This is a genomic window from Pseudoxanthomonas sp. J35, from assembly GCF_000513995.1.
In the GTDB taxonomy this organism is placed as follows: domain Bacteria; phylum Pseudomonadota; class Gammaproteobacteria; order Xanthomonadales; family Xanthomonadaceae; genus Pseudoxanthomonas.
Genome location: NZ_AZVB01000003.1, coordinates 196,578 through 212,597, shown reverse-complemented (window position 1 = coordinate 212,597; position 16,020 = coordinate 196,578). Strand labels below are relative to the sequence as shown.

Sequence of the window (16,020 nt, the reverse complement as noted above, 5' to 3'; positions counted from 1 at the left end):
GCATTGCAACGGCATTGGCGCGCGGCTCTAATGGCCCCTGCACCTGGGGAGGATGCGGCATGCGGGCAGGAGCGGGATGGGTCCTGGGGCTGGCCCTGGCGGGTCTCGCGCCGGGGCCGGCGTCCGCCGGTGACGGTGCGCCGGCCACGCAGGAGAACCAACAGCACGGGCCTTCGCAGTTCGCGCTGCAGATGCGCAGCGCCTCGATCCTGGTCGAACAGGCCGAGTACGCCGAGGCCGCGCGCCTGCTCGCGCGGGCAATGGCCCAGCCGCAGTTCGCCGCCGCCGCTCCGGCCGAACGCCGCCAGGCGCTTGTCCTGGCCGGTGCACTGGCGATCACCCTGGAAGACCTGCCGGCCGCGCGCGAGTACTACCTGCAGGCGGTGGACGCGGCCCCCGGGCATGCGGAGGACTGGTACTGGCTGCTCCTGCTGGAAGCCGACATGGGCATGCTGGAAGAAGCCGCCGGCCACCTGGCCGCCTTCGCCCGGCGCTGGCCGGCGCTGCTGGACGGCACTGAGGCGGATTTCGCGGCATTCGATGCGCTGCTCTTCGGGCAGCTGGTCCATGGACTGGACAAGGACGCGCCCGTCCGGCTCGAGCTGCTGCAGGCCCTGTTCGATTCCGGCGGGGACTGGAACGGCCGCGGCGCCGATGAACTGTGGCGCGAGCTTGCGCTGCTGCACCTGCGCCGCGGCGACGAAGCGGCCACACGCGCGACGCTGCAGCGGATGCGTTCGCCGGACGTGCTGGTCGCGCTGCGCAGCGACGCGCGCTTCGATGCACTGGTCGACCGCGACGATCCGCGCTTCGACGTCGCCCGCGCCAATGCTGCGCGGATCGCGACGCTGCGCGGGTTGGCCGATGCGCGGCCACGCGACCTCGGGCTGCGGGTGGCACTGGGCTACGCGCTGCTGGCCGGCGGCGGGAACGCGGAAATGCTGCGCCTGGCCGATGCGGTGCTCGCGCCGCCGGCCATGCCCGGCACGGAGCCGTTCGACGACATGGACGAGCTGCCGTGGATCATCAACCTGCGCGGCATCGCCCTGCGCCGGCTGGGGCGGATCGACGAGGCGCTGGTGCAGTTCATCCGCGCGGCCGGGCACCAGGGCGTGGACCCGCCCGACGTCAGCCACGCGCTGAACCTGGGCAGCTTCCAGTGCGAACTGGGCAACCCCGCCGCAGCCATCGAGGCCATCGCCGCGGCCGACCGCATGAGCGGCTACGGGCGCGTGGTCCTGGCGGAGATCCAGCATTGCGCCGCCTGGCTGCAGGGCGACCGCGACGCCGCCCGCACGGCCCTGGACTACCTCCGGGAACACCGCGGCGACGGGCCGGAGCCGTGGCTGCGGGCGCTGGTGCGCGAGGACCGCATGGACCAGGCGCGCAGCGGCCTGCTGGAGATGCTGGCTTCCGACGACCACCGCGACAAGGCGCTGGAACTGCTCCAGCAGTATCGCGCGGTCGCGCCCCTGTCAGGCGCGGTCGAGGTCGAGGCACGCTGGCAGACACTGCTCACGCTGCCCGAAGTGCTGGAAGCGGCCAGCCGCGTGGGCCGCGTCGAGCGCCACGGGCTCTACCGGACCACCGGTACCTGAAGGGCCACGCGACGCACCGGGCCACGCCGATGCCGCGGCTCGGGTACGATGCCCGCCCTTCGCCGCGCATCATCGACCTCGTGCCCCGCTACACCGGCCCCCTGCTCACCCGCGACACCGCCGCCGCCCTGTTGCAGGCCCGCCAGCGCGGCGATGCCGCGTGGCGCGGTTCGCTGGACCTGGGCCGCAGCGAAGGCGAGGCACGGCTCGGCGCGGAGCGCTGGCAGTGGAACGGCGCCGACTGGCCGTATCCGGAAACGCTCAAGGACCGCACCGTCTACTGGTTCGACGGCGATGGCTGGGCGCCGGTCTCGCGTTACGCCGGCTCGCTGATCAAGCTGGTCCCGAGCGAATGGAACGTGCCGACCTTCGAGATCGACGGCATCAAGATGCTGCCGACCTCCAAGGAATCGCCGCTGGACGATGCGCGGCGCAAGGTCGCGCTGGTGCAGCCGCGCGGCAAGGTGGTGCTCGACACCTGCGGCGGCCTGGGCTACTTCGCCGCGTGCTGCCTGGAGGCGGGGGTGGCGCGCATCGATTCGTTCGAGAAGAACGAGAACGTGCTGTGGCTGCGCGACATCAACCCGTGGTCGCCGGACCCGGAGGCCAGCGGCGGCCGCCTGCAGCTGCGCCATGGCGATGTGTCGCAGGCGATCGCCACCCTGGCCGATGCGTCGTACGACGCGCTGCTGCACGACCCGCCGCGCTTCGGCATCGCCGGCGAACTGTATTCGCAGGCGTTCTACGACCAGCTGGCGCACGTGCTGCGCCGTGGCGGCCGCCTGTTCCACTACACCGGCGCGCCGAACCGCCTGACCAGCGGCCGCGACGTGCCGCGCGAGGTCGCCCGTCGCCTGGAAAAGGCCGGCTTCCGCGCGGAGCTGGCGCTGGATGGGGTACTGGCCACGCGCCGCTGATACCCCGCTCCATCCCGCCACCCTTCCGCGTCCTGTAGAGCGGGGCTTGCCCGCTGCTCGTGCGGTCGGCCTCTTGGTTCTGGAGCCAGAGCAGCGGGGCAAGCCCCGCTCTACGGCGATGCCCACCACCGGACCAGGCTGGCCATGGCGTCGACACGACCGCAGCGCGCGTGGCGCGCACGCTGCCGCGGCGCTGCAAGCACCGTGCCGGGGAGCGGCGATGCGGGCAAGCCGCATCGTCGCCTGGCCATCTCCACGCCCGCCGCGCCACCGCGGCAGGCGCGCGTGCTGGCTACCTGCGGTGGACGACCGCGACCTTGAAGCCGATCTTCACCGGCGTGACGCCGTCGGTGCTCGGGTCGCTGACGTCGACGACGAGTTCGGCGATCGTCTTCGGCTTGGGCTTGGGTACGACCGGTCCGCTGAGCGCGAAATCGTTGACGTCGACGTCGACGTAGACCCCGTCGCCCAGGTCGATGGAGATGCGGCGTTCTCCGGTGGTCGCGATCATGGTGGTTCTCCTCGTGGTGGTCCCGCGGCTGCGGGTGGGGCCGCCGGCGGCTGCGCGGCGGGGTCACGCGGCGCCACCAGTCCCGTCCGCCGGAACACGGGCTGGGTGGCGATGCGCGATTCGGGAATGCCGGCCTTGCGCGCGTCCTGCAGTGCGCGTGCGGCGTCTTCATGCAGGCCCAGCACGGCCAGCGCCAGCGCGTTGTAGACCGCGACCTCGCCCGGCTCGTGGCCCAGCGCGCGGGCCTGCTTGCCCAGCCGCAGCGCGGCCTCGCGCTCGCCCAGCTGCGCGCGGAACCAGCCCAGTACCGCCAGCGCCTTGGCGTCGTCTGGTCTGGCGTCGACATAGCGCTGCGCCAGCGCGGCCGCCTGCACATACAGCGCACGGGCCTGCGCTGCGGTCGCCGGATCGGCGTCCAGCGCATCGCCGATGAACCCGACATAGAAGAAGTCGCCGGGATTGAGCTCGCTGGCGCGCCGGTACAGGTCGGCGGCGCCGGCGTAGTCGCCCCTCTGGAAGCGCAGCGTGCCGAGGTTGCTCAGCGCCGGTTCGTTCGGTTCCAGCGCCAGCGAACGGCGCAGCGCCGCTTCGGCGGCGTGGTCGTCGCCGGCGCTCAGCAGCAGGCCGCCGTAGATGCTCCAGTACCAGGCATCGTCCGGGCGCAGCGATACCGCGGTGCGGTACGAGGCGATGGCCTGCGGATAGTGGCCGAGCCGGTACTGCTGGTAGCCCAGGTCGGCGTGCACCTGGGCGTTGCCGGGGCTGGCCAGCAGCGCCTGGCGGAAGTCGTGCATGGCCTCGTCCTCGCGGCCCTGGTCCACGTGCACCTGGGCACGGCCGGCCAGCGCCTGCCAGCGCAGTGCCGGGTCGTCGAGCAGCGCGTCGTAGTACTCCAGCGCCTTCTCCGCCTCGCCCCGCGCGCGCGCCAGGTCGCCCAGCGCCAGCTTCACCTCGCCCAGCGAGCCGTCCATGTTCATCGCCCGCAGGCAGGCCAGGCGCGCCGATTCGAAGGCATCGGGGTTGTGGTTGGACTCGAAGTTCCAGGTCTCCATCCGGCACAGCGCGGCCTGCGCGCGGGCGAAGCCGGCATCGGCTTCCAGCGCCTTGCGGAACTGCGCCGCGGCCTGGCCGCGGGCGTCCTCGCCGCGCGGGTTCACCAGCTGCTTGAGACCGACCAGGTAGGCGCCGAAGGCGGCCGCGTCGCGGGTCGGCGCCAGCCTCCGCTGCAGGCTCTCGCGCTCCCCCGGCAGCACGTCCAGCAGCGCGTCGACCACCGCGTTGGCGATGTCGGTCTGGGTGTCGAAGATCGTGTCGGCGTCGCCGTCGTAGTTGCGCGACCACAAGGTGTAGCCGCTGCGCGTATCCGACAGGCGGGCGCTGATCCGCAGGCGCGGGCCGTCGCGGCGCACGCTGGCGTCCAGCACGGTGGCCACGCCCAGCAGCTGGCCCAGCCCGCGCACGTCCTGGCTGCGGTCGATCGCCTCCGGCGGCCGCCACGCCGCCACGGTCAGCCCGTGCACGCCGGACAGTGCGTTGAGCAGCTCCACCGACAGGCCTTCGGCGAAATAGCGGTCGTCGCGGTCGTCGCTGAGCGTGGTGAACGGCAGCACCGCGATCGAGGCTTGCTGGACCACCGGCGGCCGGTCCTGGCTGCGCCAGAACCAGGCGATCGCGCCGAACAGCAGGGCGACGAGCAGGCCCCAGACCCAGCCGGGGCGGGAGCGGTCCGGGAGCCGGGGCGGATCCGCCGGGGCGGCGGTGCCGCGGTCGATGACGACCGGAGCCTGTATCGGCCCGGGCGAGGAAGGCACGGCTGATGGCGCCGGCGTCCCGTCCTGCGCACGCGCGTCGGTGACCATGGTCGGGGCGGCGGGACGTGCCGGTTCGGTCGCCGGACCCGCCTCCACGTATTCAGTCGACGCGGGTGCCGCTTCCGGCTCCAGCACCCCGATGAAGCAGTACCCCAGCGCGTGCCGGGTCAGGATGTAGCGCGACTGCTGCGGATCGTCGCCGAGGGCGGCGCGCAGCTGGGCGATGGCGCGGGTGAGCACACCGGGAGTGACATGGCGGTGGCCCCAGACCTGGTCCAGCAGCTCGTCCCGGCCCAGCAGCTCGCCCGGCCGCCGCAGCAGCGCCACCAGCACGGCGAAAGCCTTCGGCTCCAGCGCCACGGCCTGGCCGTCGCGCACCACCGTGTGCGCGGCGACGTCGACCACGATGCCGTCGAAGCGGTAGCGCGTGGCCGCCGAACCGGCGTCCGCGGGCCGGTCTTCGGGCTTCATCACCACTTCCTCATGGTTGCCTCACGGCTTCGGCGAATACGCATGGAAGGCTCGCGGCGGCCTCATGACCCGCCTCCGCGGCCCGGGGAAGCTGGTCCTGCGCCGGCAACTGCCGCGCCACACCCCCTCTGGAGACGATCGATGAACGCTGTGATGACTACCCGCCACCTGGTCCAGCCGCTGCCTTCCGTCCTGGACGCCCCCCTGGCCTTTGCCCTGCCCCACCGCCGCAAGGCCATCGGCCACTTCCGCCCGGCCAGCGCCGACCTGGAACGCTTCAACCAGCTGCTGGCCCGCCTGGGCCGGAGCCGCCCGCTGGTCTTCGACCAGCTGGCCACAGCCGCCCGCCAGCTGTCCTCCGGCACGGACGCGCCCGCTCCCGGATGCATCGCTGAACGGATTTCCTGGATGGAAACGGTCGCCGGCCTGGTCGCCGACCCGGCCTGGGCGGTCGCCGCCGCCGTCGCCGACTGCGCCGGGCTGGTGGCCGGCTATGCCCGCGACGAGCACGACCTGATCCCGGACTGGATCCCGCAGGTCGGCCGCCTGGACGACGCCATCGTGGTCGACACCGCCTGGCCGACCCTGCGCCAGGAAGTGGCCTGCTACCGCGACTTCCTGCGCCTGCGCACGCTGGAAGCGCACCTGCGCGGCTGCGACCCGGCCGAGCTGCCGTTCGACCGCGCCGCGTGGGAAGCGGCCCGCGACGTCGAGGCGGCCCTGAATGCGCACCGCCGCCGCGTGCGCGAGTCCAGCTACGTGCCGGCGCCGGCGCCCATGTTCCGGATCCACTGAAGCGCGCCGGGCCCCACGTCCGGGCACCCTTCGATACCGCCCCTCCGGGGGCGGTTTTTTTCAGCCCTGGGAAACGATGCGCTCGCGGTAGCGCTCCAGCTGCGCCAGCGCCATGCCGGCGTCGCCGACCACCAGCGGCGCGGGGACGGCCAGCATCAGGTTCAGCGGCAGGCCGAACTCCTCGATGCTCCAGCCGTGCACATCGAGCAGGCCGTCGGGGCCGATCGCGTGCGGATGGCGGCGACGGATCCGCGCGGCGAAGGTGCCGCCGTCGGGGATGTAGCCGAACACCGGCTTGCCACGCGCCACCGCGTAGCCGACCTCGAAGCAGGTGCCGCTGTCAGGCTCTGGCCCACGGAAGAAATCGAGGTTGGCCAGCACCGCGTCGGCGCGTTCGATCAGGCCGATGTTGGCGTGGTAGATCCACTTCGCCTGCGCGACCGGATCGGTGACGTGCGCCGGCACGTCCTGGTCCAGCGGGAACAGGCCTTCGAAGCCGTGGCGCGCGCACAGCGCCTTCAGTTCCGCGCCACGCGCACGCGCATCGGGGCGGAACACGTCCGGACCGGCCAGGTAGAGGGAACGGATCATGCCTGCCGGCGACGATACAGCCGTTGCAAGTGCATGGCGACGCGTCGTCCCCACCGAAGGGGAGGTGCCGGACGACGCGCCGCCGTGCCCCTGGAGAGTCAGTCCTCGAAGTGCCGGTAGACCAGCACGGGGATGTCGGAGTGGGTCAGCACCTTGGCGGTCACGCTGCCGAGCACCAGCGCCTTGACGCCGCGGCGGCCGTGCGAGGCCATCGCGATCAGGTCGCAGCCGGCCTGCTTGGCGGCAATGATGATCGCCTCGTGCGGATCCTCGGCCACGGTGGACGCGGTGTCGTAGGCCACGCCGGCCGCTTCGGCCTTCGCGCCGGCGGCGGCGAGGCGGCGTGCCGCTTCCTCGCGCGCGTGCCTGTCGTACGCGTCGCGGGTTTCGGCCACCTGTTCGGGGGCGTAGGCGATGACATGGAAGGGCTCGATCACGGTGAACAGGGTCACGCGCGCGCCGGTGGCCTTGGCGAACCTGAGCGCCTGGTCGATGGCGTGGTCGGAAAGCTTCGAACCGTCGGTGGGAACCAGCAGATGCTTGTACATGTCAGTGCTCCGCCTGCGGGATGGAGGCGATTGTTCCGGGGTTGCCGGCGGCGGGCATTGATCGGGATCAAATCGCCGCACTGCGCGACGAAAGTCGCAATGCGCCGGCGTATGAATACGCCGTCGTACGCACACGTCGCCATGACGGCCCCCGGCGGACCATCGGCGCATGAACAGCCGAGCCGACATCGATGCCGAACTGGCGCGCCTGGAAAAACGCCTGCCCGAACTGATCGCCCAGCACGCCGACGGGGAAGACGTGTTGCGCGCGTTCTCGGCCGAGGCCGAGGCCGAGAGCCTCACCCGCAACCTCCCGGCCGAACACGAGGCCTACGCCAACGGCCGCCTCAACTGCATGCTCGCCTCGGCGGGACTCATTCCCGGCGAGACCGAGGGCGAGCCCTGCCCACGCAGCGGCGCCACCACCGGGCCGGAGGATCCGGATCCGCCGGCCGGAGAACGCACGTGACCGAGCGCAACGCGCGTCGCCCGCTGCGGATCATGGGCGCGATCATCCTCGGCATCTTCCTGCTGGGCGGGGCGCTGGTGTGGGTGTTCCGGATGACCGGGGCGACGCACTGACGCCGCCGCCGCTTATCGCTTCTGCCGTGTAGCACGGGTAAGCGAAGCGCACCCGGGCTACGTCCCGATTCCCGGCACCGGCGGGAGCTCCGGGGCGTCGAGGCCGCGGAAGGGGTCGCGCCAGTCTTCCAGTTCTTCCAGCTGCGCATACCAGCGGCTGAGCGCCGGCCATTCGTGCAGCGGCAGGCGCGAGAGTTCGATGTGTGGCAGGAAGGTGGCCATGCGGAAATCGGCGTAGGAAATGCCATCGCCGAGCAGCCACTCGCGCGTGGCCAGGTGTTCGTCCAGCAAGGCCGCCGATTCCGCAAAGCGCTCCAGGCCCTCCTGCACGTTGCGCTCATCGACCGGGCCCAGCCCGTAGCGCTGTTTGGTGACCCGCTCGAAGCAGACCATGTCGCAGGCGTGCACGAAGTTCTGCTTGCCCCAGCTGATCCACTGGATCATCCGCGGCTCGGCCGCGCCGCTGCGCCAGAAGCCGGCGTCGGTCTGGCGCGAGAGCCGGCAGGCGATGGCGTCGGCCTCCCACAGGCTGCCGCCGGGATAGACCAGGATCGGCAGGCGCAGGCTCGGGTTGAGCGGGCGGTAACGTTCGGCCTGGCCCGGCGCGAACGGCGCGGCGAACTCGAACTCCACCACGGCGCCGACGTAGCGCGCGGTGGCCACCGCCAGACGCGGGTTGGGGTTGCGGCTGAAGAGCAGCTTCATGGCGGACTCCAGGGCATCGACTCGACTCGGCGACGGCCGTGCGGCGCGGGTTTCGACACGCGGGCCGGCCGCCTTGGCCGGCGTGCCGATCGCGTCCGGGGGCGCGGTCCGCGTGTTCGGGCGCTGGCGTCGCGGAACAGCGGCCGACGGGTGGCCGTCGCAACCGCCTGGCGCCGATGGACGTGCTGCGCTCCACGGCACGTCTTGAACGTCGCATTGACCGGCGGGTCACGTCCGCCTCACCGCCGCCCAGCCGATCAGGTCTTCCATGCGTTCCTCGTCGCGTCGACAACGTGCCGCGCCAGGACGGCGGCGCGTCGACCATACGAAAGGGCGGATCGGCGCGCCGTGAGGGCGGCGCACACTGCTACGGCGGGCGCCACCCGGCATGGCATCCCGGATGCGCTGAGCTTATCCGGGCTACGGGCGCGTCGCCCGGACAAGGCCGAAGGCCGCATCCGGGGACGGGGCACGCGACGTACGTCCGCATCGCACCCAGGCAGAAGCGCGCGCTTCCCACGTACCCGGGCTGCGACGCCGGCGACCTGGCATCCCGGAGGCCGGCGGCCACGACCTCCCGGATGCGCTGCGCTTATCGGGGCTACGGGCGTAGCCCGGAGAAGGCCGAAGGCCGCATCCGGGGACCTGTGTCGCCGGGCGCGGTCAGCGCCGTGGCTCGCAGCCGATGCCGTCGTTGTCGCGGTCCAGGTGCGGGCCGTAGCCGGGATCGCCGCGGCGGACCGGGGCGGCACCAGCGGCGCGGGCCTCGTCGCAGTTGCGGAAGGGGCGCCCCGCCGGGGCGGCCTGCGGGGGCGCCAGGCCCGCCGGCGATGGGCCCTCGCGCGCACCGGTCTGCGCGGGCGCTTGCGGCGCAGCCCCTGCCGGCGCGCGATGGCAGTGATAGCCGCCATTGCGCCGGTCGTTGTGGCAACCATCGCTGTTCAACCCGCCTGGATGTGCCTGCACATCGAGCATGCCCGCGGCAAGCAGCAACACTCCCCAGCTCCGCAGCTTCGGCATGGCGTTCCCCCGTACCGTCCAAGGCTCGTGCGTGGCGCACGCCTTCCCCGGAGCCCATCCCAGCGCCCGGGGACCGCGAAGTCAACCGCGCGGCAGCGCGCAGGCACTGAAGGCGTCCCCGCCATCGGCCCAGGTCACGCGCCCCCAATCGGGAGAGGTCTCGTAGCCCGGATAAGCGAAGCGCATCCGGGGGACCCCGGCCCCGGCACACGCCGATGGGGATACGGCGAGTCCTCCCGGATGCGGCCTCCGGCCTTGTCCGGGCTACGACTGCGCCATTCTCGTGGCCGCGTAGCCCGGATAAGCGAAGCGCATCCGGGGACTTGGACGCGGCATGCGCCTGATGGACATGCGGCGGATTGCCCCGGATGCGGCCTTTGGCCTTATCCGGGCTACGTGACCGGGTCCGGCGGTCCTGCTGCCCGGCCGAGACTCAGTGCAGGGTCACCACGATCGGTGCGTCGCGGGTGATGACCAAAGTGTGCTCGAACTGCGCCGAGCGGTTGCCTTCGCCGGCGAGCAGGGTCCAGCCGTCGGCGCCCTCCTCGACCATGCGGCTGCGGGTCGAGATGAAGGGCTCGATGGTGATGACCATGCCCTCGTGCAGCACGCGGGTGTCGGTGGGGTCATAGTAGCCGGCGATGTGGCCCGGCTCCTCGTGCAGGCCGCGGCCCACGCCGTGGCTGCCCAGGTTCTCGATCACGCGGAAACCGAAGCGCCGGGCAGTGGCCTCGATCGCCGCGCCGATGCCGTTGAGCGGCTGCCCGGCGCGCGCCACCTTCATCGCCTCGGCCAGCGCGGTGCGCGCGGCGTGGCACAGGCGCACGTCGCGCGGCGCCGCCCTCGGCAGCACGCGGGTGCCACCGGTATCGGCGTAGTAGCCGTCCAGCTCGGCGGACACGTCGACGTTGAGCACGTCGCCCGGCTTCAGCACGCGGCTGCCGGGGATGCCGTGGGCGGCTTCCTCGTTGATGCTGATGCAGGTCGCGCCGGGAAAGTTGTAGACCAGGCGCGGCGCCGAACGCGCGCCGGCCTCGGCCAGCATGCGTTCGCCGATCGCGTCCAGCTCGGCGGTGGTCATGCCGGGCCTGGCGGCGGCCAGCATCGTTTCGCGGACGCGGGCGACGAGGCCACCGACGCGCTGCAGGGCCTCGATGTCGGAAGGATGTTCGATGGTCATGCACCGGAGTCTAGCGGGTCGATGGCGCGCGGCCGAGTGTCGGCCTCCATGTCGACCGGCGATCCCATGCCGTTGCCCGCGCGCCGGGTTTGTTCCCGCGGCCGCAACCCCTACACTTGCCCGAGGGGACTGCAGTACGCGGCATAGGGGTATGCCTGATGATCCTGACGCTTTCCAATCTGGTCACGCCCGACGAACTGGCGCTGATCCGCCAGAAGATCGCGACCGTGCCGTTCACCGACGGCCGCGTGACCGCCGGCGAGATGCTGCACAAGGTCAAGAACAATCAGCAGATCCCACCCGGGCATCCGGTGATGAAGGACATCACCCAGGTCGTGATGCAGGCGCTGGGCCGCTGCGACCCGTTCATGAGCATCGCCCAGCCGCGACGCCTGGGAGCCGTGCTGGTCAGCCGGTACGAGCCGGGCATGACCTACGGCCTGCACGTGGACGCGCCGATCATGGGCGAGCCCAACCACGTGCGCAGCGACGTGTCCTTCACCCTGTTCCTCAGCGAACCGGACAGCTACGAGGGCGGCGAGCTGGCCTTCGAGACCGGCAGCGGCGAACAGGCATTCAAGCTGCCGGCCGGCTCGGCGATCTGCTATCCGACCGGCCAGCTGCACCGGGTGCGCCCGGTCGAACGCGGCGAACGGCTGGCGGTGGTCGGCTGGGTGCAGAGCCTGGTGCGCGAACCGGCGGTGCGCGAGCTGCTGCACGACATCTCCGAGGCGCGCGAGCTGATCTCCGGGATGGAAGGCACCGAACGCGCGGTGGCCCTGCTCACCAAGTCGTACTCGAACCTGCTGCGGCGTAACGCCGAGCCGTAACCGGGGGGACAGGCGGTCGCTGCCGTGGTCCGGCGTGTATCGGCCCGCCTCCGATACCGGAACGGTTATCGCGGCCACCATGTTTGTCCATGGGTTCGCGCGCGCCGCAATGGCACCCTTGCAGCTCCGATCCCCGGCCAGATGGATGTCCACGATGAGCTTCCGCCCGTTCCGTCCGATCGCCCTGCTCCTGGGCCTGCTGTTCCTGCTGTCGACCGCCGCGTACGCCGCACCGGCCACCTCGAAGCAGACCTTCGTCCTCGTCCACGGCGCCACCGCCGGCGCCTGGGAATGGAAGCGCACCGGCCAGTTCCTCGCCGACGATGGGCATACCGTGTACCGCGCGACGCTCACCGGCCTGGGCGAACGCGAACACCTCAACAGCCCCGACATCGACCTGCAGACCCACATCAACGACGTGGTCAACCTGATCCTGTTCGAGGACCTGCACGATGTCGTGCTCACCGGGCACAGCTACGGCGGCATGGTGGTCACCGGGGTGATGGACCGGATCCCCGAGCGCATCCGCCACGTGGTGTTCCTCGACGCGGCCGTGCCCGCCGACGGGCAAGCGCTGTGGGACCTGTTCGGCAGCCGCGGCCCGCTGCCGGCCGACCGCTTCAAGGACGGCTTCATGCAGGTGCCGTGGGTGAAGCCCGGCGACAAGCCGCCGTACAGCGTCAAGCAGTCGATCAAGTGCTTCGAGCAGCCGGTGTCGTACAGGAACCCGGCCGCGCTGGCGCTGCCGGTGACCTACGTGGCCTTCGTGCCGGAAGGCCAGAACGCCGAGGAACGCGCGAAGACCGACAGGAGCTGGCAGAACGCCGAGAAGCGCGGCTGGACCATCCGCACCTTCCCCGGCGGCCATGTCGCCCAGCAGGAAGACCCGCGCGGCGTGGCGACCCTGATCGAGGAGTCGGTCAACGACCGCAACCGTGCGGTAGCGGCGGAGTGATCACACGCACCCCGCTCCCACCGGGCCACACGCAGCCCGCGCTGCCCCCGTAGCCCGGATAAGCGAAGCGCATCCGGGGGAAACCCCGCCCCGGCACGCCCATGATGGGGATGCGGCGAGCCCTCCCCGGATGCGGCCTTCGGCCTTATCCGGGCTACGGCTGCGCCAACCAGGGAGACGGCCGGCCGCGGCGCGCCTCAGGCAGGCGCGCCGCCGCGGTTGCGGTGGTAGGCCACCAGCGCGTTCGCGTGGCCGTGGCCCAGCCCGTGTTCGGCCTTGAGGAAGGCGACCTGCTCGCCATGCTTCCGGCCGGCCACGCCGTCGAGCACGGCAAACCAGTGCGCGACTCGTTTGCCGCAGGTCTTCTCGATCGACGGGAAGTACGAGGCGGGACCTTTCACTTTCTCGACGCTGGCCATGGCGGCTCTCCAGGGTGGATTCGTGGAGGCGACGCGCGGGGGCCATGCGGATCGACACTCCGCCGCCGTACGGCCTCAGATGCCGAAGTGGAGGAAGTAGAGCGCCGGCGGCAGCAGCGCCAGGGCGAGCAGGACGGCGATCCCACCCCACCCCGGCCGCACCAGGTACGAGCGCCGGGGTTTGCGGGGGTGATGGATGACCAGAACCTTGTCGCCGATGCGGCGGATGCCGCGGGCCTGCAGGTCGAGCACGCCGCGGGCGATGCCGGAGGCGATCATCGGCCACGCCGACAGCCGGTGCCCGCGGTAACGCCTGCCGTCGACGACGTAGCCGTATTCGACTTCATACCGCCAGGTCTGTTCGCTGGCGACCATTGCCGTTCCGAACGGCGCCTGGCCGGCCTCGTACAGCTCACCGGGCACCTCGGGCCAGCGGCGGATGCGCATGAGGTGCACGGCGCCGCCACCGTAGGTGAGACAGGGGACTGTCTGTCAGGTCGTGACGTCGAATACCCAGTCGCGGCGGACGCCGTCGATCACGGCATGCCCGCGCGCGCGCAGGCGTACCTTGTCGTCCTGCACTTCCAGCAGCTCCACGCCGTGGGTAGTACCGGTGCGGCTGATGTTGTCGGTGTGGGTGGGACCGACGATGCACGAAGCGGTCACCGACAAGTAGCTGACCCCACCGGAGCGGAGGCTGCCGTCGGGCAGGATGTCGATGATCACGTGCGGGTAGCGTTCGCCGAAGCCAGCGGCCGTGCGGGTGAGCAGCAGCAGCTCGGGCATCGGGTGGTTGCGGATGCGTTCCCGCTCTTCCGGCTCCAGCACGTCCGGGGTCAGCAGCAGGCGGATCTTGCCGTCGAAGTCGGGCAGCCGCAGCGCGTGCCTGAAGGTGACCGTGGTGTCGCCGACCGAGTAGTGCGCGTGGCCCCAACCGGCCTGGCGGGCGGCAGGTGTTCCCGCCGGGGACGCGTCTGCCTTGGCGATGACATCGGCAGAGGATGCCAGGTTTCCACCACTGGAGGCGGACAGCAGCAGGACAGCAACAACCAGTAGCAGACGCATGGTTCCTCCGTGGACCAGGATCTCCTGATGTCCCCGCAGGGACGAAGCATCTTCCCGCACCGCGCGCGGGTCGGACAAGACGGGGGGGTGCAGTGCGGGCGGGCCGGAAGGAGCGGACAGACAGACTGCGAACCCGGTCGCATCCTGCCCGTATCGCTCGCCTGCCCACATCGACCTGCCTGGCATCGCCCAACACATCGTGCAACGCGGCAACAAACGGTTGCCGTGCTTCCTCGATAACTACGATCGCGAGCGCGACCGTGCGTGTCCCGCCTACCTGAACCGGGAAGTGAACCTGACCCCGCCTCAGAAGTCGGCGTCTAGGACGATGCGGTAGCGCGCCTTGCCCGCACGCAGGTGGTCCAACGCCTCGTTCGCGCGACTCATCGGGAAGTGCTCGGTCTGCGGCGCCACGTCGTGACGGGCGGCGAAATCGAGCATGGTGTCGATCGCGCCACGCGAACCGGTCGGCGAGCCGGAGATGCTGCGCTGCCCCGACAGCAGCGGGAAGACCGAGACCGCGATCGGCTCCAGCACCGTGCCCACCACATGCAGCCGCCCCTTCGGCGCCAGCGCGTTGAGCAGGCCGTTCCAGTCCAGGGCGACGTTCACCGTGTCAATGATCAGGTCCAGACTGCCGGCCAGCGCCTGCAGCGCCTCGGCATCGCCGGTGGTGACCACCCGATGGGCACCGAAGGCCCGCGCCTCTTCTTCCTTGGTGGCACTGCTGGTGAAGGCGGTGACCTCGCAGCCCCAGGCGCGGCAGAACTTCAGCGCCATGTGGCCCAGCCCACCGATACCGATCACGCCCACCCGCGCCGTCGGCGGAATGCCCAGCTCCAGCAGCGGCGCGAACACGGTGATGCCGCCGCACAGCAGCGGCCCGGATTCGGCCGCATCCAGGCCTGCCGGCAGCGGCACCACCCAGACCCAGTGCGCGCGTACCTTGTCGGCGAAAGCGCCGTGGCGACCGGCGAGGGTCGGCTGTACCTCGCGGCACAGGTGCTGGTTGCCTGCCAGGCAGGGATCGCAGTGCAGGCAGCTGGACGCATTCCAGCCCAGGCCCACCCGCTGGCCGATCGACACGCCCTTGGCCTTCGCGCCCATCGCGGTGACCCGCCCGATGGCCTCATGCCCGGGCACGAACGGGTACCGGGTGAAGCCCCACGCGTTGTCCAGCATCGACAGGTCCGAGTGGCAGATCCCGCAATGCTCGACAGTAATCTCCACCTCTTCGGCCCCCAGGGGACCCGGGTCGTACTCGAACGGCTCGAGGGCAGCCCCGGGCCGCGACGCGGCCCATGCGTGGTACGTGGTCATATGCTCTCTCCGGGGGTGCCAGCGTCCTGCACACGATACTCCCTGCCCAGCGCAGTTGACGGATCAGAAGCGGGATGCCATGGGCGCCTGTAACAGCGGCCAAACTGCCACATGCACACTTCTTGCCGAACAGGTTCACAGGTGACGCTGCGGGAGATCACCAGCGCCTCTCCGCAGTCCGGAAGTGAACCTGTCGCCGCTTCGCACATTATTTCTTGGTACTAGCGATCGACCTTCCATTGGCAGGTGCAAACCCGAACCTCATCAGGCGCATCGGTGCAGCTTGCCGGAAGCGTCGCATCCTTGCATATATCCGAGAATGTATAGCTGCATTCATCCTTGCCATGGCACTCGCAAGTATTTCCCGTGCAAACAATCACCGCAGCGGTGGTGTCGAAGGTGAAGGCAGGACCATTCCCCGCGGTCATGGCAGCCGCGCGCTCCGGCTGGATTCCGAGTTCTCTTACGAGGACATCTGGATCGGTTACAGGCCTGGAAACCTTGGCCAGTTGCGTCAACGCTTTCCCAACTGTTCTTGTGCTGCGCGGACGTCCGCCACCGCCCTTTCGGCGTCAGTCCCCTTTTGTGGTGGGGGCCGGCGCCTTCGAGCACGCCGAACAGACAAGTACCAGGGCAGCAAGCACAGGGGCAACGCTACGGATAGCTTTGAATTTCACGGCTTCCTCCTCGGGCAAGATGTGA

Annotated in this window: 17 protein-coding genes; 6 read left to right on the top strand and 11 right to left on the bottom strand. The window is 70.9% G+C overall.

The features are described 5' to 3' along the window. The first annotated feature begins 59 nt into the window (after positions 1-59). Together PSEJ35_RS0104030 and PSEJ35_RS0104025 are read left to right on the top strand one after the other, a co-directional pair. Positions 60-1,598, top strand: a complete 1,539-nt coding sequence (locus PSEJ35_RS0104030; protein ID WP_037082288.1) for a hypothetical protein — start codon at positions 60-62, stop codon at positions 1,596-1,598. 29 nt (positions 1,599-1,627) lie between these two features. After that, positions 1,628-2,515, top strand: a complete 888-nt coding sequence (locus PSEJ35_RS0104025; protein ID WP_232207569.1) for an MnmC family methyltransferase — start codon at positions 1,628-1,630, stop codon at positions 2,513-2,515. A gap of 292 nt (positions 2,516-2,807) precedes the next feature. Here PSEJ35_RS0104025 and PSEJ35_RS0104020 read toward each other — a convergent pair whose 3' ends face one another. Both PSEJ35_RS0104020 and PSEJ35_RS0104015 read right to left on the bottom strand, forming a co-directional pair. Continuing rightward, on the bottom strand, positions 2,808-3,026 hold the full coding sequence (locus tag PSEJ35_RS0104020) for a hypothetical protein (RefSeq protein ID WP_028916674.1): 219 nt from the start codon (positions 3,024-3,026) through the stop codon (positions 2,808-2,810). Then, the gene (locus tag PSEJ35_RS0104015; protein WP_028916673.1) at positions 3,023-5,308 is read right to left on the bottom strand and encodes a winged helix-turn-helix domain-containing protein; all 2,286 of its coding nucleotides are present in this window, start codon (positions 5,306-5,308) and stop codon (positions 3,023-3,025) included. The genes PSEJ35_RS0104020 and PSEJ35_RS0104015 overlap by 4 nt, the downstream gene beginning before the upstream one ends. A 141-nt stretch (positions 5,309-5,449) precedes the next feature. On the opposite strand from PSEJ35_RS0104015, the gene PSEJ35_RS0104010 reads away from it, so the two are divergent. After that, complete coding sequence (locus tag PSEJ35_RS0104010; protein ID WP_156924721.1) at positions 5,450-6,103, top strand: YkvA family protein; 654 nt, start codon at positions 5,450-5,452, stop codon at positions 6,101-6,103. 60 nt (positions 6,104-6,163) lie between these two features. Here the strand turns inward: PSEJ35_RS0104010 and PSEJ35_RS0104005 are convergent, their stop codons facing one another. Continuing rightward, positions 6,164-6,694, bottom strand: a complete 531-nt coding sequence (locus tag PSEJ35_RS0104005) for a nucleoside 2-deoxyribosyltransferase (RefSeq protein WP_028916671.1) — start codon at positions 6,692-6,694, stop codon at positions 6,164-6,166. 98 nt (positions 6,695-6,792) lie between these two features. Then, positions 6,793-7,242: a universal stress protein gene (locus PSEJ35_RS0104000; protein ID WP_028916670.1), complete on the bottom strand. Its 450-nt coding sequence runs from the start codon at positions 7,240-7,242 to the stop codon at positions 6,793-6,795. Positions 7,243-7,411: 169 nt separating this feature from the next. Here PSEJ35_RS0104000 and PSEJ35_RS0103995 point away from each other — a divergent pair, with 169 nt between their 5' ends. Beyond that, the gene (locus tag PSEJ35_RS0103995; protein ID WP_028916669.1) at positions 7,412-7,711 is read left to right on the top strand and encodes a hypothetical protein; all 300 of its coding nucleotides are present in this window, start codon (positions 7,412-7,414) and stop codon (positions 7,709-7,711) included. Positions 7,712-7,881: 170 nt separating this feature from the next. On the opposite strand, the gene PSEJ35_RS0103985 is transcribed toward PSEJ35_RS0103995, so the two are convergent. The 3 genes from PSEJ35_RS0103985 to map all read right to left on the bottom strand — a co-directional run bounded on the left by PSEJ35_RS0103985 (position 7,882) and on the right by map (position 10,729). Beyond that, positions 7,882-8,529, bottom strand: a complete 648-nt coding sequence (locus PSEJ35_RS0103985; RefSeq protein WP_028916668.1) for a glutathione S-transferase family protein — start codon at positions 8,527-8,529, stop codon at positions 7,882-7,884. 663 nt (positions 8,530-9,192) lie between these two features. Then, entirely contained in the window at positions 9,193-9,549 is a 357-nt protein-coding gene (locus tag PSEJ35_RS0103980) for an excalibur calcium-binding domain-containing protein (RefSeq protein WP_051412479.1), read from the bottom strand. 433 nt (positions 9,550-9,982) lie between these two features. Next, positions 9,983-10,729, bottom strand: coding sequence for a type I methionyl aminopeptidase (map, locus tag PSEJ35_RS0103975; RefSeq protein WP_028916666.1), 747 nt, complete (start codon positions 10,727-10,729; stop codon positions 9,983-9,985). A gap of 158 nt (positions 10,730-10,887) precedes the next feature. Between map and PSEJ35_RS0103970 the strand changes: the two genes are divergently transcribed. Next, positions 10,888-11,559, top strand: a complete 672-nt coding sequence (locus PSEJ35_RS0103970) for a Fe2+-dependent dioxygenase (protein WP_028916665.1) — start codon at positions 10,888-10,890, stop codon at positions 11,557-11,559. 154 nt (positions 11,560-11,713) lie between these two features. Further along, positions 11,714-12,514 (top strand): alpha/beta hydrolase, encoded by an 801-nt coding sequence (locus tag PSEJ35_RS0103965; RefSeq protein ID WP_028916664.1) that lies wholly within the window; start codon positions 11,714-11,716, stop codon positions 12,512-12,514. Positions 12,515-12,711: 197 nt separating this feature from the next. Here the strand turns inward: PSEJ35_RS0103965 and PSEJ35_RS0103960 are convergent, their stop codons facing one another. The 4 genes from PSEJ35_RS0103960 to PSEJ35_RS0103945 form a co-directional block, all read right to left on the bottom strand. Beyond that, complete coding sequence (locus tag PSEJ35_RS0103960) at positions 12,712-12,933, bottom strand: DUF4287 domain-containing protein (RefSeq protein ID WP_028916663.1); 222 nt, start codon at positions 12,931-12,933, stop codon at positions 12,712-12,714. Between the two features lie 75 nt (positions 12,934-13,008). Further along, positions 13,009-13,389 carry a DUF3592 domain-containing protein gene (locus PSEJ35_RS15335; RefSeq protein WP_343122509.1) on the bottom strand — a complete coding sequence of 127 codons (381 nt, stop codon included), beginning with the start codon at positions 13,387-13,389 and terminating at the stop codon, positions 13,009-13,011. Between the two features lie 36 nt (positions 13,390-13,425). Continuing rightward, positions 13,426-13,998 (bottom strand): hypothetical protein, encoded by a 573-nt coding sequence (locus tag PSEJ35_RS0103950; RefSeq protein WP_028916662.1) that lies wholly within the window; start codon positions 13,996-13,998, stop codon positions 13,426-13,428. Between the two features lie 306 nt (positions 13,999-14,304). Beyond that, positions 14,305-15,318, bottom strand: a complete 1,014-nt coding sequence (locus PSEJ35_RS0103945) for an NAD(P)-dependent alcohol dehydrogenase (protein ID WP_028916661.1) — start codon at positions 15,316-15,318, stop codon at positions 14,305-14,307. Positions 15,319-16,020 lie beyond the last annotated feature (702 nt).

What these genes read in the sequence shown, in the direction of transcription:
- PSEJ35_RS0103960 (WP_028916663.1), bottom strand. Translation starts at nt 12,933, where the DNA reads ATGGCCAGCGTCGAGAAAGTGAAAGGTCCCGCCTCGTACTTCCCGTCG.
- PSEJ35_RS0103950 (WP_028916662.1), bottom strand. Translation starts at nt 13,998, where the DNA reads ATGCGTCTGCTACTGGTTGTTGCTGTCCTGCTGCTGTCCGCCTCCAGT.
- PSEJ35_RS0104000 (WP_028916670.1), bottom strand. Translation starts at nt 7,242, where the DNA reads ATGTACAAGCATCTGCTGGTTCCCACCGACGGTTCGAAGCTTTCCGAC.
- PSEJ35_RS0103970 (WP_028916665.1), top strand. Translation starts at nt 10,888, where the DNA reads ATGATCCTGACGCTTTCCAATCTGGTCACGCCCGACGAACTGGCGCTG.
- PSEJ35_RS0104015 (WP_028916673.1), bottom strand. Translation starts at nt 5,308, where the DNA reads ATGAAGCCCGAAGACCGGCCCGCGGACGCCGGTTCGGCGGCCACGCGC.
- PSEJ35_RS0103945 (WP_028916661.1), bottom strand. Translation starts at nt 15,318, where the DNA reads ATGACCACGTACCACGCATGGGCCGCGTCGCGGCCCGGGGCTGCCCTC.
- PSEJ35_RS0104005 (WP_028916671.1), bottom strand. Translation starts at nt 6,694, where the DNA reads ATGATCCGTTCCCTCTACCTGGCCGGTCCGGACGTGTTCCGCCCCGAT.
- PSEJ35_RS0104025 (WP_232207569.1), top strand. Translation starts at nt 1,628, where the DNA reads ATGCCGCGGCTCGGGTACGATGCCCGCCCTTCGCCGCGCATCATCGAC.
- PSEJ35_RS0103995 (WP_028916669.1), top strand. Translation starts at nt 7,412, where the DNA reads ATGAACAGCCGAGCCGACATCGATGCCGAACTGGCGCGCCTGGAAAAA.
- PSEJ35_RS0103985 (WP_028916668.1), bottom strand. Translation starts at nt 8,529, where the DNA reads ATGAAGCTGCTCTTCAGCCGCAACCCCAACCCGCGTCTGGCGGTGGCC.
- PSEJ35_RS0104030 (WP_037082288.1), top strand. Translation starts at nt 60, where the DNA reads ATGCGGGCAGGAGCGGGATGGGTCCTGGGGCTGGCCCTGGCGGGTCTC.
- PSEJ35_RS0104020 (WP_028916674.1), bottom strand. Translation starts at nt 3,026, where the DNA reads ATGATCGCGACCACCGGAGAACGCCGCATCTCCATCGACCTGGGCGAC.
- map (WP_028916666.1), bottom strand. Translation starts at nt 10,729, where the DNA reads ATGACCATCGAACATCCTTCCGACATCGAGGCCCTGCAGCGCGTCGGT.
- PSEJ35_RS0103965 (WP_028916664.1), top strand. Translation starts at nt 11,714, where the DNA reads ATGAGCTTCCGCCCGTTCCGTCCGATCGCCCTGCTCCTGGGCCTGCTG.
- PSEJ35_RS0103980 (WP_051412479.1), bottom strand. Translation starts at nt 9,549, where the DNA reads ATGCCGAAGCTGCGGAGCTGGGGAGTGTTGCTGCTTGCCGCGGGCATG.
- PSEJ35_RS0104010 (WP_156924721.1), top strand. Translation starts at nt 5,450, where the DNA reads ATGAACGCTGTGATGACTACCCGCCACCTGGTCCAGCCGCTGCCTTCC.